Genomic DNA, 15,803 nt, shown 5'->3' with positions numbered 1-15,803 from the left:
GTGATGCAGGGGGAACCATGACCACCGACCAACATCAGGAAATCCTCCGCACCGAAGGATTAAGCAAATTCTTTCCCGGCGTCAAAGCGTTGGATAACGTGGATTTCAGTTTGCGTCGTGGCGAGATTATGGCGCTGCTGGGAGAAAACGGAGCTGGCAAATCGACGCTCATCAAAGCGCTGACCGGCGTTTACCATGCCGATCGCGGCACTATCTGGCTCGAAGGCCAACCGATCACCCCCAAAAACACCGCCCATGCCCAACAACTGGGGATTGGCACCGTGTACCAGGAAGTGAACCTGCTGCCCAATATGTCGGTTGCCGATAACTTATTTATTGGTCGTGAACCGCGGCGTTTTGGCCTGCTTCAGCGCAAGCAGATGGAAAAACGCGCGACGGAACTGATGGCGTCATACGGTTTTTCCCTTGACGTGCGCGAGCCGCTGAACCGCTTTTCCGTGGCGATGCAACAAATCGTCGCCATCTGTCGGGCGATCGATCTCTCCGCGAAAGTGCTGATCCTCGATGAACCCACCGCCAGCCTCGATACCCAGGAAGTTGAAATGCTGTTTGGCCTGATGCGACATCTGCGCGATCGGGGCGTCAGTCTGATCTTCGTCACCCACTTTCTCGATCAGGTTTATCAGGTCAGCGATCGCATTACCGTTCTGCGTAACGGCGGCTTCGTTGGCTGCCGTGAAACCCGAGAACTGCCTCAGATCGAACTGGTCAAAATGATGCTGGGCCGTGAACTGGATACCCATGCGCTACAGCGTGCGGGCCGCACGTTGCTGAGTGATAAACCGGTGGCGGCATTCAGCGGCTTTGGCAAAAAAGGCACCATCGCGCCATTTGATCTACAGGTGCGTCCCGGTGAGATCGTCGGTCTCGCCGGACTACTGGGATCCGGGCGAACGGAAACGGCGGAGGTGATCTTCGGTATTAAACCCGCCGACAGCGGTACTGCGCTGATCAAAGGCAAACCGCAGACCTTGCGATCGCCACATCAGGCTTCGTGTCTGGGGATCGGTTTCTGTCCGGAGGATCGCAAAACGGATGGCATTATTGCCGCCGCTTCGGTGCGGGAAAACATCATTCTGGCATTGCAGGCACAGCGCGGCTGGCTGCGGCCTATTCCCCGGAAAGAGCAAAACGAGATTGCCGAGCGTTTTATCCGCCAGCTTGGTATTCGTACTCCGAACGCTGAGCAGCCGATCGAATTTCTCTCCGGCGGCAATCAGCAAAAAGTACTGCTCTCGCGTTGGTTACTGACCAAACCGCAGTTCCTGATCCTCGATGAACCCACGCGTGGGATCGACGTTGGCGCGCATGCGGAGATCATTCGCCTGATCGAAACGCTGTGCGCGGATGGTCTGGCGCTGCTGGTCATTTCATCCGAACTGGAAGAGTTAGTGGGCTATGCCGATCGGGTCATTATTATGCGCGATCGCAAACAGGTGGCCGAGATCCCCCTGGCTGAACTGTCCGTACCGGCGATCATGAACGCCATTGCGGCCTAAGGAGACTATGGTGATGCCTCAATCTCTCCCTCAATCCAATCCGTCTAAACGGCGGTTCCGTTGGCCAAAGGGGATGCCACAGCTGGTGGCGTTACTGCTGGTGCTGCTGGTGGATAGCCTGGTCGCCCCGCATTTCTACCAGGTGATTTTGCAGGATGGTCGGCTGTTCGGTAGCCCGATTGATATTCTCAACCGTGCCGCGCCCGTGGCGCTGTTGGCGATTGGTATGACGCTGGTGATTGCAACCGGTGGCATCGACCTTTCCGTGGGGGCCGTCATGGCTATTGCTGGCGCCACTACCGCGGCGATGACGGTGGCCGGGCACAGTCTGCCGGTAGTGCTGCTTGCCGCCTTAGGCTCCGGCATTCTGGCTGGGCTGTGGAATGGGATTCTGGTGGCCATCCTCAAGATCCAACCGTTTGTCGCCACGCTAATCCTGATGGTGGCCGGGCGCGGGGTGGCGCAGCTTATCACCTCCGGGCAGATCGTCACCTTTAACTCGCCCGAACTGTCATGGTTTGGCAGCGGCTCGCTCTTACTGTTCCCTACGCCGGTAATTATTGCACTGCTCACGCTGGTGGTGTTCTGGCTGCTGACGCGGAAAACGGCGCTGGGTATGTTTATCGAAGCGGTGGGTATCAACATTCGTGCGGCAAAAAACGCCGGGGTGAACACCCGCATTATCGTGATGCTCACCTATGTGCTGAGCGGCCTGTGCGCGGCTATCGCTGGCATTATCGTCACGGCGGACATTCGCGGGGCGGATGCCAATAACGCCGGATTATGGCTGGAGCTGGATGCCATCCTGGCGGTGGTTATCGGCGGCGGGTCGCTGATGGGCGGGCGCTTTAACCTGCTGCTGTCGGTGGTAGGCGCATTGATTATTCAGGGCATGAACACCGGGATTCTGCTGTCGGGCTTCCAGCCGGAACTGAATCAGGTGGTCAAAGCCGTGGTGGTGTTGTGTGTGCTGGTCGTGCAGTCACAACGCTTTATCAGCCTGATAAAAGGAGTGCGTGGTCATGATAAAACGTAATTTACCGCTGATGATCACCCTCGGCGTGTTTGTGCTGGGTTATCTCTACTGCCTGACGCAGTTTCCCGCTTTTGCTTCCACCCGGGTCATTTGCAATATCCTGACCGATAACGCCTTTCTGGGCATTATTGCCGTGGGCATGACCTTCGTGATCCTCTCTGGCGGGATCGACCTTTCCGTTGGCTCGGTGATCGCCTTTACCGGCGTATTTCTGGCGAAGGCCATTGGCTATTGGGGTATTTCCCCGCTGCTGGCGTTCCCTTTGGTTTTGCTGATGGGCTGCGCGTTTGGTGCGTTTATGGGGTTACTGATTGATGCGCTGAAGATCCCAGCATTTATTATCACTCTGGCGGGAATGTTCTTCCTGCGCGGCGTCAGCTATCTGGTCTCAGAAGAATCCATCCCAATTAACCATCCGGTTTATGACATGCTCTCAAGCCTGGCATGGAAAATTCCCGGCGGTGGTCGCCTGAGCGCGATGGGATTGCTGATGCTGGCGGTTGTCGTCATCGGCATATTCCTGGCGCACCGTACGCGCTTTGGTAATCAGGTTTACGCGATTGGCGGCAACGCCACTTCTGCCAACCTGATGGGCATCTCAACCCGCAGCACCACCATCCGCATTTATATGCTGTCTACCGGGCTTGCGACGCTTGCCGGCATTGTCTTTTCCATTTACACCCAGGCGGGCTATGCGCTGGCGGGCGTTGGCGTCGAACTGGATGCGATAGCCTCAGTTGTGATTGGTGGAACGCTGCTCAGCGGTGGGGTCGGTACAGTGTTAGGGACGTTGTTTGGCGTCGCTATTCAGGGGCTGATCCAGACCTACATTAATTTTGACGGCACATTAAGTTCCTGGTGGACGAAGATCGCGATTGGCATTTTATTGTTTATTTTTATAGCGTTACAACGCGGTCTGACGGTGCTTTGGGAAAATCGTCAAAGCTCGCCGGTTACCCGAGTGGGTACGGCGGCAACACCAAAGTAACATCCTGATTTTGCACAAAACATTTAAATACCTAAACTTTTTCCGGTTGTAGTCGATAGGTTCTGTACAGGTCTGTTTTAACCCTACAACCGGAAATATAACGATGCCAAAATCCCTTTCAATTCGATCAAGTTTGTTGGTGTTATTGTCTCTGCTGACGTTCCTTCTGTTACTGACCGGTGGCATGGGGCTATATGCGTCTACCCGTGTCATTACCTCTTTGATTTATCACGGTATTATGAGCGCTGCAATGTTGGCTGCTATCGCATTGCTGGCGGTCATTTGGTTTATGCTGCGAAATAAGTTTCTCAAACCGTTGGATAACATGGTTGAGCAACTGGAACGTCTGGCAACGGGGGATTTGTCGCCGGTTACCGCGTTGTCGGCCAGCGCCGAATTCAACCGCCTGAACGCGGCAATGGATGACATGCGCCATGCGCTGGGCGACTCGGTACAGCGCGTACGCGATGCCAGCTCGCAAATTGATATTGGCAGTCGTGAACTGACGGCCGGTAACCAGCACCTGGCGCAACGCACTGAATCGACAGCCACTTCGCTGGAGCAGACCGCCGCCAGCATGGAAGAACTCACGGCGACGGTGAAACAGAATGCGCAGAACGCGGAACAGGCGCACCAACTGGCAAAATCGGTGTCGGATACCGCCGATCGCGGTAGCGAAATGGTATGCTATGTGATCGAGAAAATGCGCGATATTTCCGGAAGTTCCAGCCGAATCGCCGACATCCTCAGCGTGATTGATGGCATTGCTTTCCAGACCAATATTCTGGCGCTCAATGCTTCCGTTGAAGCGGCGCGGGCTGGTGAGCAGGGGCGGGGCTTTGCGGTTGTGGCTGGTGAAGTGCGTAATCTGGCCAGCCGCAGCGCCGAGGCGGCCAAAGAGATCCGTACGCTAATCAGCGATTCGCACACCCATGTGGGGGAAGGCAGCGAGCTGGCGCAGCAGGCGGGCGAAACCATGGATGAAATCGCGACCGAGGTTATGCGTATGACCAAACTGATGCGTGAAATTGCCAGTGCGTCCCAGGAACAGAGTCGCGGCATAGAGCAGGTGAATATCGCGGTGATTCAGATGGATGAAACGGCGCAGCAAAACGCGGCGCTGGTACAGCAGTCTTCAGCGGCTACCCGCTCGCTGGAAGAGCAGTCTTCAGCGCTAATCGAAGCAATGGCCGTATTTAAGCTACAGAAAGCGTAAGCAGACGATGGATTTTGTAGGCCGGATGGCAACGCTACGCGTTTTATCCGGCCTACGTCCGTGCGATGAAAAATAATTACGCGTCCGGGAACTCGCGGATAAAGCGTTCTACATCTTCAACCATATGGTCGTTACCCACGAAGAAGGAACGGCGCTGGTGCAGACTTTCTGGGGTGATATCCAGAATGCGTTCTTTGCCATCGCTGGCTTTGCCGCCCGCCTGCTCGGCCAGGAAGGCCATCGGGTTGCATTCATACAGCAGACGCAGTTTCCCTTGCGGGTGGCTGGCGGTGCTTGGGTACAGGTAGATCCCGCCTTTCAGCAGATTGCGATGGAAATCCGCAACCAGAGAGCCAATGTAGCGCGAGGTATACGGGCGCTGGGTTGGCTTATCTTCTTCCTGGCAGAATTTAATGTACTTCTTCACGCCGTTCGGGAATTTGATGTAGTTACCTTCGTTAATGGAGTACGTGCTGCCTTTCGCCGGGAAGCGCATACGTTCCTGGCTGAGGCAGAATACGCCCAGAGAAGGATCGTAGGTGAAGGCATGTACGCCACAGCCGGTGGTATACACCAGCATGGTGGAAGAACCATAAACAACGTAACCTGCAGCAACCTGCTTGTTGCCCGGCTGCAGGAAATCCTCTTCCGTAACCGGTGTGCCGACTGGGGTTACGCGGCGATAAATAGAGAAAATCGTACCGACAGAGACGTTAACATCGATGTTGGATGAGCCATCCAGCGGATCCATTAGCACAACGTATTTAGCGTGTTCACAGCCTTCAAAGACGACGATTTCATCTTCTTCTTCTGAGGCAATGCCCGCCACAATGTCGCGCGCCTTCAGTGCAGCTTTCAGTTTTTCGTTCGCGAACAGATCGAGTTTTTGTTGAACCTCTCCCTGCACGTTCTCAGCACCGCTGGCACCCAGGATATCGACCAGACCGGCCTTATTGATATCGCGGTGGATGATCTTGGCGCCCAGCTTTATTGCCGACAACAAAGCAGTGAGCTCACCGGTAGCATGAGAAAACTCGTGCTGCTTTTCGACAATAAATTCACCTAACGTTTTCATAACACTTTCCCTGCAATTTATGTGGAGTAAAGCGACCGCAACAATATTAACAAATATTTCCATTGCTGCGCTTAGGTGAATCGCGCCAGCAAACTGCGGAATATCCTGAAATGCGTTTCTCACTTGCCGGACATGTGCGTAAAATGGCCCCCAGATTAAAAAAGGATAGTGACGTATGCGCATTCATATTTTGGGAATTTGTGGCACTTTCATGGGCGGTCTGGCGATGCTGGCGCGCTCGCTCGGTCATGAAGTAACCGGTTCGGACGCCAATGTGTATCCGCCGATGAGTACCTTACTTGAGAAGCAAGGCATTGATCTGATTCAGGGTTACGATGCCAGCCAGCTCGACCCACAGCCGGACCTGGTGATCATCGGCAATGCCATGACCCGTGGTAATCCGTGCGTGGAAGCGGTGCTGGAAAAGAACATTCCGTACATGTCTGGCCCGCAGTGGCTGCATGACTTTGTCTTGCGCGATCGCTGGGTACTGGCGGTTGCGGGTACGCACGGCAAAACCACTACCGCCGGAATGGCGACCTGGATCCTCGAAGCCTGCGGCTATAAACCTGGCTTTGTGATCGGCGGCGTTCCGGGCAACTTTGAGGTTTCCGCGCGCCTCGGCGAGAGCGACTTCTTCGTGATTGAAGCGGATGAGTACGACTGTGCGTTCTTCGACAAGCGTTCTAAATTCGTGCATTACTGCCCGCGCACGCTGATCCTCAATAACCTTGAGTTCGATCACGCGGACATCTTTGACGATCTGAAAGCTATTCAGAAACAGTTCCATCACCTGGTGCGTATCGTGCCGGGCCAGGGACGCATCATCTACCCGGAAAACGACATCAATCTGAAACAGACGATGGCGATGGGCTGCTGGAGCGAACAAGAGCTGGTGGGCGAACAAGGTCACTGGCAGGCGAAAAAGCTGACCACCGATGCCTCCGAGTGGGAAGTGTGGCTGGACGGTGAAAAAGTCGGCGAAGTTAAGTGGGGCCTGGTGGGCGAGCACAACATGCACAACGGCCTGATGGCGATTGCAGCCGCGCGTCATGTTGGCGTCGTGCCTGCGGATGCGGCCAATGCATTGGGCTCGTTCATCAACGCTCGTCGCCGTCTTGAGCTGCGCGGTGAAGCCAATGGCGTGACGGTGTATGACGATTTTGCCCATCACCCGACGGCCATTCTGGCAACGCTTGCGGCACTGCGCGGTAAAGTGGGCGGCACGGCGCGCATCATCGCGGTGCTGGAACCTCGCTCGAACACCATGAAAATGGGCCTGTGCAAAGATGACCTGGCGCCGTCGTTAGGGCGTGCAGACGAAGTGTTCCTGCTGCAACCCCCGCACATTCCGTGGCAGGTAGCAGAAGTCGCTGAAGCCTGCGTTCAGCCGGCACACTGGAGCGGCGATGTGGATGCACTGGCAGATATGGTGGTGAAAACCGCACAGCCTGGCGATCACATTCTGGTGATGAGCAACGGCGGGTTTGGCGGTATTCATCAAAAACTGCTGGATGGTCTGGCGAAGAAAGCTCAGGCAGAAGAAGAGTAAAAAAATGCCCGGTGGCGCTACGCTTACCGGGCCTACAACGGATCGTAGGCCGGATAAGGTATTTGCACCGCCATCCGGCACTTTCGGCGGACGAAGAGGTTAGGCCTCGTTTTCCGCCAGTTCACGCAGATATTGGAAGATCTGGCGGGAAGATTTTGGCGGCTTGTTGCCCGCTTTTTCTTTCCTGGCGTTACGCACCAGCGAACGCAGTTGCTGACGGTCGGCGTCAGGCCACAGGTTCATCACTTCTTCGATAGCTTCATCGCTACCGTCAACCATACGGTCACGCAGTTGCTCCAGCTTATGGAAGACAACGACCTGTTGGTTGTGACGGTTTTTCAGCTTGTCCAACGCCTGACGGATAGGATCAACATCGCGCTGGCGCAACATTTTGCCAATCAGCTGCAGCTGACGACGGCGACCTTCCATCTTAATACGCTGGGCCAGCTCAATCGCGGCACGTAAATCCGCATCGAGCGGGATTTTATCCAGCGCGTTTTTCCCCAGTTTTACCAGTTCCACACCCAGGTGTTTTAACTCCTCGGCGTCACGTTTTATTTCACTTTTACTGACCCAGATAATTTCATCGTCTTCGTCTTCGATGTCATCACCGGGAACGTCGTCGAGCCAGTCTTCGGGCTGCTTAGTCATGTCAGGCTCCTTAAAAAAAGAGGCTAATGTTACCAGTTAAGATGCGCACTGAAAAACGGTTCTCTGTTAGACTTCAGAGAAACTCTCTCTACATTATGGCATTTGCGATGAAAGTAATCTCACAAGTTGAAGCGCAGCGTAAGATTCTGGAAGAAGCAGTCTCGATGGCACTGGAATTAGCGTCAGGTAAGTCGGATGGCGCGGAAGTCGCTGTGAGCAAGACCACGGGTATTAGCGTCAGCACCCGTTATGGTGAAGTGGAGAACGTCGAATTCAATAGCGATGGTGCACTGGGGATTACGGTTTATCACCAAAACCGTAAGGGCAGCGCATCGTCCACCGATTTAAGCCCGCAGGCGATTGCACGCACCGTGCAGGCCGCGCTGGACATTGCACGTTACACTTCGCCGGACCCGTGCGCGGGCGTGGCAGATAAAGAACTACTGGCCTTTGATGCGCCCGATCTGGACCTGTTCCACCCGGCGGAAGTTTCCCCTGACGAAGCTATCGAACTGGCTGCCCGCGCTGAACAGGCGGCACTACAGGCCGACAAACGCATCACCAATACCGAAGGTGGCAGCTTTAACAGCCACTATGGCATCAAAGTGTTTGGCAACAGCTACGGTATGCTGCAGGGCTACTGCTCCACGCGCCATTCTCTTTCCAGCTGCGTAATCGCAGAAGAAAATGGTGATATGGAGCGTGATTACGCCTACACCATTGGTCGGGCGATGGGCGATCTGCAAACGCCGGAGTGGGTGGGGGCAGACTGCGCTCGCCGTACCTTATCACGCCTGTCTCCGCGTAAGCTTTCCACCATGAAAGCGCCGGTGATTTTCGCCAATGAAGTGGCGACCGGACTGTTCGGACACCTGGTTGGCGCCATTGCAGGCGGCTCGGTGTACCGCAAATCCACCTTCCTGCTCGACTCGCTGGGCAAGCAAATTCTGCCGGAATGGCTGACCATTGAAGAACATCCGCACCTGCTGAAAGGGCTGGCGTCTTCACCGTTCGACAGCGAAGGCGTACGGACCGAACGCCGCGACATTATTAAAGACGGTGTGCTGACTCAGTGGCTGCTGACCAATTATTCTGCACGTAAGCTGGGGCTTAAGAGCACCGGTCATGCAGGCGGGATCCACAACTGGCGAATTCCGGGACAGGGTCTAAGCTTCGAGCAGTTGCTCAAAGAGATGGGCACAGGTCTTGTGGTTACCGAGCTGATGGGACAGGGCGTAAGCGGCATTACCGGCGATTACTCGCGCGGCGCGGCGGGCTTCTGGGTCGAAAACGGTGAAATTCAGTACCCGGTGAGTGAAATTACCATCGCCGGTAACTTAAAAGAGATGTGGCGTAATATCGTCACCGTCGGCAACGATATTGAAACGCGCAGTAATATTCAGTGTGGTTCGGTCCTGTTGCCGGAGATGAAGATCGCCGGGCAATAATACCCGTCATACTTCAAGCTGTGGCGTGAATTATTGAGGGTATCTGGCGTTTGTTTATTTTTGAATAATAAAAAAGGAAGTGAGCAATGCGTAAACACCTGTTAGCGATCGTCGCAGCTTCAACGCTGGTTCTTGGTTCTTCTGCGTTTGCAGCCGATCTTGAAGACGATATGGGGATCCTCAACGACAACCTGAAAATCGTCGAAAAAACGGATAATGCGACTGAACTGAAAGATGCGTTAACCAAAATGCGTGCAGCTGCGCTGGACGCGCAAAAGGGAACGCCGCCGAAGCTGGAAAACAAATCCCCGGACAGCCCGGAGATGAAGGATTTCCGCCACGGCTTTGACACGCTGATCGGTCAGATCGACGGTGCGTTGAAGCTGGCGAACGAAGGTAAAGTTAAAGAGGCGAAAGCCGTTGCGGAAGAGCTGAAAACCACGCGCAACGAAAACCACAAGAAGTTCCGCTAATCTGCGCTATCCGGCCTGCATACCCGTAGGTCGGATACAACACCCCGCTACTGCACGTCCCATAAGTAAACGCTATCCCCATCACATTTTTTCATTTTTATCGCCCATTCATTGTTCGCACTTCCTTCCATTTTTCTGCTCGCTCTTGCGATCTCAATCACATTCTTCCAGTGATAAATCGTGGTTCCAGCTCTTTTTGCGGCACAGATCACTATCGCTGCACACCTTTCCACTTCGAAGTGGAAAACAACTCGCTACAAACTCATAACCTCCGTCGCTAATTTATCCTCAGAGACATTAACGGGGTAAGACGAGTGAATAACGGAGCTGTAATGAATGACATGGGGGAATCGGTGGAACTGGCCGACCGCATGCTGGCGCAGGTGTATGCCTTGCTGCGTGAACGCAACATTATTCCCAACGCCGTACAGGAACAGATGCTGACGTCGCATGTTCGCGCCATGGCGCACCGCTCGGTAACGGGTGAACCCTTACCAGAGGTCGATGCCAGCTTGTTTGATGAAATATCTGCCGAATCAATGGCGCTTGCCCGCGACGTGGTCGCCGAGTTTGGCAATCTTCCTGAGGAAGAGGCCTGGCTGCTGTCGGTGCACTTCGAAGTCGCGAAAGACAACCTTTAAGGAGCAAAAGATGGAACAGATTACCGTAGTGATTGGCGATCGTCTGGGTAAAGGCCAGAAAGTGGCGGCAGGCGTAGAGAAAGCGGGTGGCCGTGCCGTTGTGGTGCCGGGCGTTGCAGCAGATATGAAGCTGGGTGACGTGATGAAAGCGGAAAACGCCACCTTTGGTATCTCGTTTTGCGGCAGCGGTGGTGCGGGTGCGATTACCGCGCAGACCAAATACGGCTACAAGGCGAAATACGGCATGCGCTCGGTCGATGAAGGGGTAACCGCCATCAACGAAGGGTGCAACGTACTGGGATTCGGCTTTATGGACAAAGAAGAGCTCGGCGAGCGCCTGGTGCAGGCGTGGCAAAAGAAACACGGCGCTTAAGCATGAAAGAGCAATTCACCACCACGGTGAGAGTCACGGGTAAGGGCGAGACCAAAGCTCGCGCCTTTGCCGATGCCCTGAACCACGTTCAGGCTGCGGTGATGAAAGCGTCGCCGCATATCTTACTGCGTATTGAGCCACAGGATGTGCAGGTTGTTCAAGCGCGTGAATCGGTGCGTAAAGAGGCGTTTTTATTCCTCTTTTTGCGCCGGGAAAGACGCACTTTCAGCGTGGAGCTGGACGTGACCGTCAACGTGACTGCCATCAATCTCGACAAGGTGGATTTCGTTACGCAACGCTGATTTTTCTATTAAAAGGCATAATTATGTTCCTGATAATATTAATAAAATCGCTCATCATCGGCGCGTTGGTTGGCGTTGGTGTCGGCGCTGGGGCTGCACGCATGTTTCATGCGCCTACCACTCAAGGGATGGGCGCGTTTCGTACTCTGGGAGAACTGAATTCCTGCGAAGGGGATCCGGCTTCTCACTTCTCGTTCGGCCTGGGTTTCTTCTTTAACGCCTGGGCTTCCTCTGTTGCGGCGGGGGCGTTCACGCAGGACGTCGACCATCGCATCATCCCCAACTGGGGCGCCGCCGCGCTGATGATTAAAAATCGCAACGTCGGTGAAACGCTGCACGACCCCAAACGCATGGCAATTGCCTGCGGCGTTATCGGGATGATCGTGGTGACCTTCCTGAACCTCACCGCATCATCCGTACCGGAAGCGTTGCAGGTTACCGCCGTCAAGGTGCTGGTGCCCGCGGCTAACCTGCTGGTTAACACCGTGATGCCAGTAATCTTCTGGCTGGCGGCGATCGACGCCGGTAAGAAATCTGGCTTCTGGGCCACCGTTTTTGGCGGCGCGGCGCAGCTGATCATGGGTAACGCCGTTCCGGGTCTGGTTCTCGGCATTCTGATCGGCAAAGGTGTTGAAGAGAGCGGCTGGAACCACGTCACTAAAGTGATGATGGTGGCTATCGTCGCGCTGTTTGTCCTGAGTGGCTTCTTCCGTGGCTTCGATATGAAGATGATCGAATCCTTCCATCTGACCGTGCCTAACTGGCTCGAACTTATCCACAACTCGCTCAGCGGCAAATAACGGAGGTCATCATGGAACAGAATAAAGGTTTTTGGTTCGCTGACTGGTCGTTCCCGATCTTTGTGGGCCTGCTCTCCTCTGGCGTGTTTGCCGGAACACACATGTACTACCTGTACGGTATTGGCGCATTTAACGAAGTGGCTTTTGTGGCGATGCTGAAGGCGGGAATGGATACCGGATCCTACGGAGCAGTGGCGGCATTTGGCGCAAGCTTCCTGTTTGCCCGCATCATTGAAGGTTCGCTGGTGGGGATTTTGGATATCGGCGGGGCGATTCAGACCGGGGTTGGGTTAGGTGTTCCGGCGCTGCTGCTGGGCGCGGGCATTATCTTCCCGGTCGCCAACTTCGCCGCCTCGCTGGTCACCGGTCTGGTGATTGGTCTGGCGATTGGCTACATCATCATTCTGGCGCGTAAGTTCACCATCAACCAGAGCGACTCGACCTACGGTGCGGACGTCATGATGGGGGCCGGTAACGCCTCCGGACGCTTCCTCGGGCCGTTGATTATCCTCAGCGCGATGACGGCTTCGATTCCTATCGGAATCGGTTCTCTGGCAGGCGCGCTGCTGTTTTACCTGTGGCAAAAACCGATTACCGGCGGGGCGATCCTCGGCGCGATGATCCTCGGGTCCATCTTCCCGATTGCCATTAGTTGATGGTGTGTCGTTGTAGGCCTGATGGCGGCTGCGCCTTATCAGGCCTACACGACCGCCCCCATTTCAACAGGAGAGAGAGACATGTTTGATTTACTCCTGCGCCGTGCGCGCCTCGTTGACGATACGGTGAGCGATATTGCGCTCAAAGACGGCAAGATCGCGGCGTTGGGTGACGTTGATGGCCCGGCGCTGAAAACCATCGAGCTGGGCGGTGAGTGCTACGTCAGCGCAGGCTGGATTGACTCCCACGTTCATTGCTACCCGAAATCCCCGATTTACCACGACCAGCCGGATAGCGTTGGTATTGCGACCGGCGTCACTACCGTAGTGGATGCGGGCAGTACCGGGGCGGATGACATCGACGATTTTTACACCCTGACCCGGGAAGCTGCCACCGAAGTGTACGCGTTGCTGAATATCTCCCGCGTTGGGCTTATTGCCCAGAACGAGCTGGCCAACATGGCCAATATTGACGCTGATGCGGTACGAGAGGCGGTGAAACGCCACCCTGATTTTATCGTCGGTCTGAAGGCACGTATGAGCAGCAGCGTAGTCGGTGAAAATGGCATCACACCGCTGGATCGCGCCAAAGCGATGCAAGCGCAGAACGGTGACCTGCCGCTGATGGTGCACATCGGCAACAACCCGCCGGACCTGGATGAGATCGCCGAGCGCCTGAGCGCGGGTGACATCATTACCCACTGTTACAACGGTAAGCCGAATCGCATTCTGACACCGCAAGGTGAGCTACGGGCGTCAGTGACGCGGGCGATTTCACGCGGCGTGCGTCTGGACGTTGGGCATGGCACCGCCAGCCTGAGCTTTGCGGTGGCAAAACGCGCTATCGAACTGGGTATTTTGCCGCACACCATCAGCTCCGATATTTACTGTCGTAACCGTATCAGCGGCCCGGTGCATTCCCTGGCGAATGTAATGTCGAAATTCCTCGCCATTGGGATGTCGCTTCCGCAGGTCATTGAATGCGTTACCGCCAATGCCGCCGATGGTCTGCGCCTGAAACAGAAGGGGCGGCTGCAGGTCGGTCTGGATGCCGATTTAACCCTCTTTACGCTTAAGCGCCAGCCAACCGTGCTGGTAGATGCAGAAAACGACAGCCTGCAGGCTGAACAACTGCTGGTGCCGCTTGCCGCAATACGTGCGGGCAAGGGCTATATGACCGAACAAGGGAGCGCGGAACATGCCTTCGATTTTTGAGAAATACGATTTAAAACAGGTGATTAATACCTCCGGCCGCATGACGGCGCTCGGCGTTTCCACGCCGCGACCAGAAGTGGTTGAAGCCGCGATGGCGGGAATGAACCAATATTTCGAGATGAAAGACCTGGTCAATAAAACCGGCGACTACATCGCGAAATTACTGGAAGTGGAAGGGGCAACGGTTGTCTCTTGCGCCTCGGCCGGGATTGCCCTGTCGGTGGCTGGCGTATTGGTTAAAGACAGCGACTGGCTGCTGGAGAACCTGCACGTCACGCCCATCGAGAACAACGAAATCGTGTTGCCCAGAGGTCACAACGTCAACTTTGGCGCTCCGGTAGGCACCATGGTAGCGCTTGGCGGCGGCAAGTTAGTGGAAGCCGGTTATGCCAACGAATGTTCCGCGGCGCAGTTGGCGGCGGCCATTACACCGCGTACGGCGGCCATTCTGTATATCAAATCTCACCACTGCGTCCAGAAAAGTATGCTCAGCGTGGAGCAGGCTGCGGTGGTGGCGCGTACGCATAATCTGCCGCTGATCGTGGACGCGGCGGCGGAAGAGGATTTGCAGTGCTACTACCGGGTTGGTGCAGATCTGGTGATTTATAGCGGCGCCAAGGCGATAGAAGGACCAACCAGTGGTCTGGTGATTGGTAAAACCCAATACGTTGAGTGGGTGAAGCGCCAGACGGCGGGAATTGGCCGGGCGATGAAGGTGGGCAAAGAGGGGATTCTTGGCCTGACCTGCGCCATCGAACTGTATCTGAACGCGCAGAAAGAGAGCGGCGCGGAGATGGTCGAGAAAATGACGCCGTTCATTAATGCCTTGAACCAGCTTAACGGCGTGAGCGCCCGCGTGGTGTGGGATAGTGCAGGGCGCGACATCGCGCGCACGGAAATTAAGTTTGATGAAGCGGTCACCGGGATCGCCACGGGGGAACTGGTCGATGCGCTGAAACAGGGGGAGTACGCGATTTACTTCCGTGGTTACAAAGCCAATGAAGGCATTATCGAAGCCGATGTGCGCAGCGTCGATCGCGCGCAGCTGGAGATTGTGGCCCGTCGAATTGGTGAAGTGATTTCGCAGGAGAAAAACGCATGAAACTGACCCCTAACTTTTATCGTGACCGCGTCTGCCTGAACGTGCTGGCAGGCTCCAAAGAAAATGCCCGGGACATTTATGCGGCGGCGGAAGGACACGTGCTGGTTGGCGTGTTGTCAAAAAATTACCCGGATGTCGCAAGCGCGGTAGCGGATATGCGTGAATACGCGGCCCTTATCGACAATGCGCTCTCCGTGGGGCTGGGGGCGGGCGATCCTAACCAGTCGGCGATGGTCAGTGAAATCTCCCGTCAGGTGCAGCCACAGCATGTCAATCAGGTCTTTACCGGCGTGGCTACCAGTCGCGCGCTGCTGGGCCAGCAGGAGACAGTGGTCAACGGTCTGGTCTCGCCAACCGGCACGCCGGGCAGGGTGAAAATCTCCACTGGTCCGCTAAGCAGCCAGTCGCCGGACGGTATTGTGTCGGTAGAAACCGCGATTGCGCTGCTCAAAGACATGGGCGGTAGCTCAATTAAATACTTCCCGATGGGCGGCCTGAAATGCCGTGACGAGTACATTGCGGTCGCGCAGGCCTGCGCCCGTCATGACTTCTGGCTTGAGCCAACCGGCGGTATCGATCTGGATAATTTCACTGAAATCCTGCAAATTGCCCTCGATGCCGGAGTGAGTAAAATCATTCCTCACATCTATAGTTCGATTATTGATAAGGTGAGTGGTAACACTCGTCCGGACGACGTACGCCAACTGATGGCGATGACCCGGGCCTGCGTAGGCTAACTGACTGATGAGGAAACT

At 55.4% G+C, this 15,803-nt stretch carries 17 protein-coding genes; 15 read left to right on the top strand and 2 right to left on the bottom strand.

Going from position 1 to position 15,803, the window contains the following annotated elements; translation table 11 throughout:
• The first annotated feature begins 17 nt into the window (after window positions 1–17).
• The 4 genes from ytfR (at window position 18) to OGY33_RS23920 (ending at window position 4,760) form a co-directional block, all read left to right on the top strand.
• Window positions 18–1,520 (top strand): galactofuranose ABC transporter, ATP-binding protein YtfR, encoded by a 1,503-nt coding sequence (gene ytfR, locus OGY33_RS23935; protein ID WP_191238908.1) that lies wholly within the window; start codon window positions 18–20, stop codon window positions 1,518–1,520.
• A 13-nt stretch (window positions 1,521–1,533) separates the two neighbouring features.
• Window positions 1,534–2,556 carry a galactofuranose ABC transporter, ATP-binding protein YtfT gene (ytfT, locus tag OGY33_RS23930; protein ID WP_003830397.1) on the top strand — a complete coding sequence of 341 codons (1,023 nt, stop codon included), beginning with the start codon at window positions 1,534–1,536 and terminating at the stop codon, window positions 2,554–2,556.
• Entirely contained in the window at window positions 2,543–3,544 is a 1,002-nt protein-coding gene (gene yjfF / locus OGY33_RS23925) for a galactofuranose ABC transporter, permease protein YjfF (protein ID WP_048215066.1), read from the top strand. The genes ytfT and yjfF overlap by 14 nt, the downstream gene beginning before the upstream one ends.
• A 103-nt stretch (window positions 3,545–3,647) precedes the next feature.
• Complete coding sequence (locus OGY33_RS23920; RefSeq protein WP_008786037.1) at window positions 3,648–4,760, top strand: methyl-accepting chemotaxis protein; 1,113 nt, start codon at window positions 3,648–3,650, stop codon at window positions 4,758–4,760.
• 76 nt (window positions 4,761–4,836) lie between these two features.
• Here OGY33_RS23920 and fbp read toward each other — a convergent pair whose 3' ends face one another.
• Entirely contained in the window at window positions 4,837–5,835 is a 999-nt protein-coding gene (gene fbp, locus OGY33_RS23915; protein WP_003830390.1) for a class 1 fructose-bisphosphatase, read from the bottom strand.
• A 175-nt stretch (window positions 5,836–6,010) separates the two neighbouring features.
• On the opposite strand from fbp, the gene mpl reads away from it, so the two are divergent.
• Window positions 6,011–7,387 (top strand): UDP-N-acetylmuramate:L-alanyl-gamma-D-glutamyl-meso-diaminopimelate ligase, encoded by a 1,377-nt coding sequence (mpl, locus tag OGY33_RS23910; protein ID WP_003830388.1) that lies wholly within the window; start codon window positions 6,011–6,013, stop codon window positions 7,385–7,387.
• Window positions 7,388–7,486: 99 nt separating this feature from the next.
• On the opposite strand, the gene yjgA is transcribed toward mpl, so the two are convergent.
• Window positions 7,487–8,038, bottom strand: a complete 552-nt coding sequence (yjgA, locus tag OGY33_RS23905) for a ribosome biogenesis factor YjgA (protein WP_008786039.1) — start codon at window positions 8,036–8,038, stop codon at window positions 7,487–7,489.
• Window positions 8,039–8,133: 95 nt separating this feature from the next.
• On the opposite strand from yjgA, the gene pmbA reads away from it, so the two are divergent.
• The 10 genes from pmbA to dagF all read left to right on the top strand — a co-directional run bounded on the left by pmbA (window position 8,134) and on the right by dagF (window position 15,785).
• Complete coding sequence (pmbA, locus tag OGY33_RS23900) at window positions 8,134–9,486, top strand: metalloprotease PmbA (RefSeq protein WP_191238907.1); 1,353 nt, start codon at window positions 8,134–8,136, stop codon at window positions 9,484–9,486.
• A gap of 86 nt (window positions 9,487–9,572) precedes the next feature.
• On the top strand, window positions 9,573–9,959 hold the full coding sequence (gene cybC / locus OGY33_RS23895; protein ID WP_003025756.1) for a cytochrome b562: 387 nt from the start codon (window positions 9,573–9,575) through the stop codon (window positions 9,957–9,959).
• 332 nt (window positions 9,960–10,291) lie between these two features.
• On the top strand, window positions 10,292–10,600 hold the full coding sequence (locus OGY33_RS23890) for a glycine dehydrogenase (protein WP_003025758.1): 309 nt from the start codon (window positions 10,292–10,294) through the stop codon (window positions 10,598–10,600).
• 10 nt (window positions 10,601–10,610) lie between these two features.
• Entirely contained in the window at window positions 10,611–10,973 is a 363-nt protein-coding gene (locus OGY33_RS23885; protein WP_003830384.1) for an SFCGS family glycine-rich protein, read from the top strand.
• A 2-nt stretch (window positions 10,974–10,975) separates the two neighbouring features.
• The gene (locus OGY33_RS23880; RefSeq protein WP_003025762.1) at window positions 10,976–11,275 is read left to right on the top strand and encodes a DUF4312 family protein; all 300 of its coding nucleotides are present in this window, start codon (window positions 10,976–10,978) and stop codon (window positions 11,273–11,275) included.
• 23 nt (window positions 11,276–11,298) lie between these two features.
• On the top strand, window positions 11,299–12,075 hold the full coding sequence (locus OGY33_RS23875; protein WP_003025764.1) for a DUF4311 domain-containing protein: 777 nt from the start codon (window positions 11,299–11,301) through the stop codon (window positions 12,073–12,075).
• Between the two features lie 11 nt (window positions 12,076–12,086).
• Window positions 12,087–12,731 carry a DUF4310 family protein gene (locus OGY33_RS23870; RefSeq protein WP_003830379.1) on the top strand — a complete coding sequence of 215 codons (645 nt, stop codon included), beginning with the start codon at window positions 12,087–12,089 and terminating at the stop codon, window positions 12,729–12,731.
• 81 nt (window positions 12,732–12,812) lie between these two features.
• Entirely contained in the window at window positions 12,813–13,946 is a 1,134-nt protein-coding gene (locus tag OGY33_RS23865) for an amidohydrolase/deacetylase family metallohydrolase (protein WP_048215062.1), read from the top strand.
• Window positions 13,930–15,048: a DgaE family pyridoxal phosphate-dependent ammonia lyase gene (locus OGY33_RS23860; RefSeq protein ID WP_032942188.1), complete on the top strand. Its 1,119-nt coding sequence runs from the start codon at window positions 13,930–13,932 to the stop codon at window positions 15,046–15,048. Before OGY33_RS23865 ends, OGY33_RS23860 begins: the two co-directional genes overlap by 17 nt.
• The gene (gene dagF, locus OGY33_RS23855) at window positions 15,045–15,785 is read left to right on the top strand and encodes a 2-dehydro-3-deoxy-phosphogluconate aldolase (RefSeq protein ID WP_048215061.1); all 741 of its coding nucleotides are present in this window, start codon (window positions 15,045–15,047) and stop codon (window positions 15,783–15,785) included. The genes OGY33_RS23860 and dagF overlap by 4 nt, the downstream gene beginning before the upstream one ends.
• Window positions 15,786–15,803: the final 18 nt, after the last annotated feature.

Origin of the sequence: Citrobacter sp. Cpo032 (genome assembly GCF_030332975.1) — a bacterium.
GTDB classification, from domain to species: Bacteria; Pseudomonadota; Gammaproteobacteria; order Enterobacterales; family Enterobacteriaceae; genus Citrobacter; species Citrobacter portucalensis.
This window is presented reverse-complemented; position numbering and strand designations above follow the sequence as displayed.

What these genes read in the sequence shown, in the direction of transcription:
- ytfR (WP_191238908.1), top strand. Translation starts at nt 18, where the DNA reads ATGACCACCGACCAACATCAGGAAATCCTCCGCACCGAAGGATTAAGC.
- OGY33_RS23890 (WP_003025758.1), top strand. Translation starts at nt 10,292, where the DNA reads ATGAATGACATGGGGGAATCGGTGGAACTGGCCGACCGCATGCTGGCG.
- mpl (WP_003830388.1), top strand. Translation starts at nt 6,011, where the DNA reads ATGCGCATTCATATTTTGGGAATTTGTGGCACTTTCATGGGCGGTCTG.
- yjfF (WP_048215066.1), top strand. Translation starts at nt 2,543, where the DNA reads ATGATAAAACGTAATTTACCGCTGATGATCACCCTCGGCGTGTTTGTG.
- fbp (WP_003830390.1), bottom strand. Translation starts at nt 5,835, where the DNA reads ATGAAAACGTTAGGTGAATTTATTGTCGAAAAGCAGCACGAGTTTTCT.
- ytfT (WP_003830397.1), top strand. Translation starts at nt 1,534, where the DNA reads ATGCCTCAATCTCTCCCTCAATCCAATCCGTCTAAACGGCGGTTCCGT.
- OGY33_RS23870 (WP_003830379.1), top strand. Translation starts at nt 12,087, where the DNA reads ATGGAACAGAATAAAGGTTTTTGGTTCGCTGACTGGTCGTTCCCGATC.
- cybC (WP_003025756.1), top strand. Translation starts at nt 9,573, where the DNA reads ATGCGTAAACACCTGTTAGCGATCGTCGCAGCTTCAACGCTGGTTCTT.
- OGY33_RS23860 (WP_032942188.1), top strand. Translation starts at nt 13,930, where the DNA reads ATGCCTTCGATTTTTGAGAAATACGATTTAAAACAGGTGATTAATACC.
- OGY33_RS23885 (WP_003830384.1), top strand. Translation starts at nt 10,611, where the DNA reads ATGGAACAGATTACCGTAGTGATTGGCGATCGTCTGGGTAAAGGCCAG.
- dagF (WP_048215061.1), top strand. Translation starts at nt 15,045, where the DNA reads ATGAAACTGACCCCTAACTTTTATCGTGACCGCGTCTGCCTGAACGTG.
- OGY33_RS23875 (WP_003025764.1), top strand. Translation starts at nt 11,299, where the DNA reads ATGTTCCTGATAATATTAATAAAATCGCTCATCATCGGCGCGTTGGTT.
- pmbA (WP_191238907.1), top strand. Translation starts at nt 8,134, where the DNA reads ATGGCATTTGCGATGAAAGTAATCTCACAAGTTGAAGCGCAGCGTAAG.
- yjgA (WP_008786039.1), bottom strand. Translation starts at nt 8,038, where the DNA reads ATGACTAAGCAGCCCGAAGACTGGCTCGACGACGTTCCCGGTGATGAC.
- OGY33_RS23865 (WP_048215062.1), top strand. Translation starts at nt 12,813, where the DNA reads ATGTTTGATTTACTCCTGCGCCGTGCGCGCCTCGTTGACGATACGGTG.
- OGY33_RS23880 (WP_003025762.1), top strand. Translation starts at nt 10,976, where the DNA reads ATGAAAGAGCAATTCACCACCACGGTGAGAGTCACGGGTAAGGGCGAG.
- OGY33_RS23920 (WP_008786037.1), top strand. Translation starts at nt 3,648, where the DNA reads ATGCCAAAATCCCTTTCAATTCGATCAAGTTTGTTGGTGTTATTGTCT.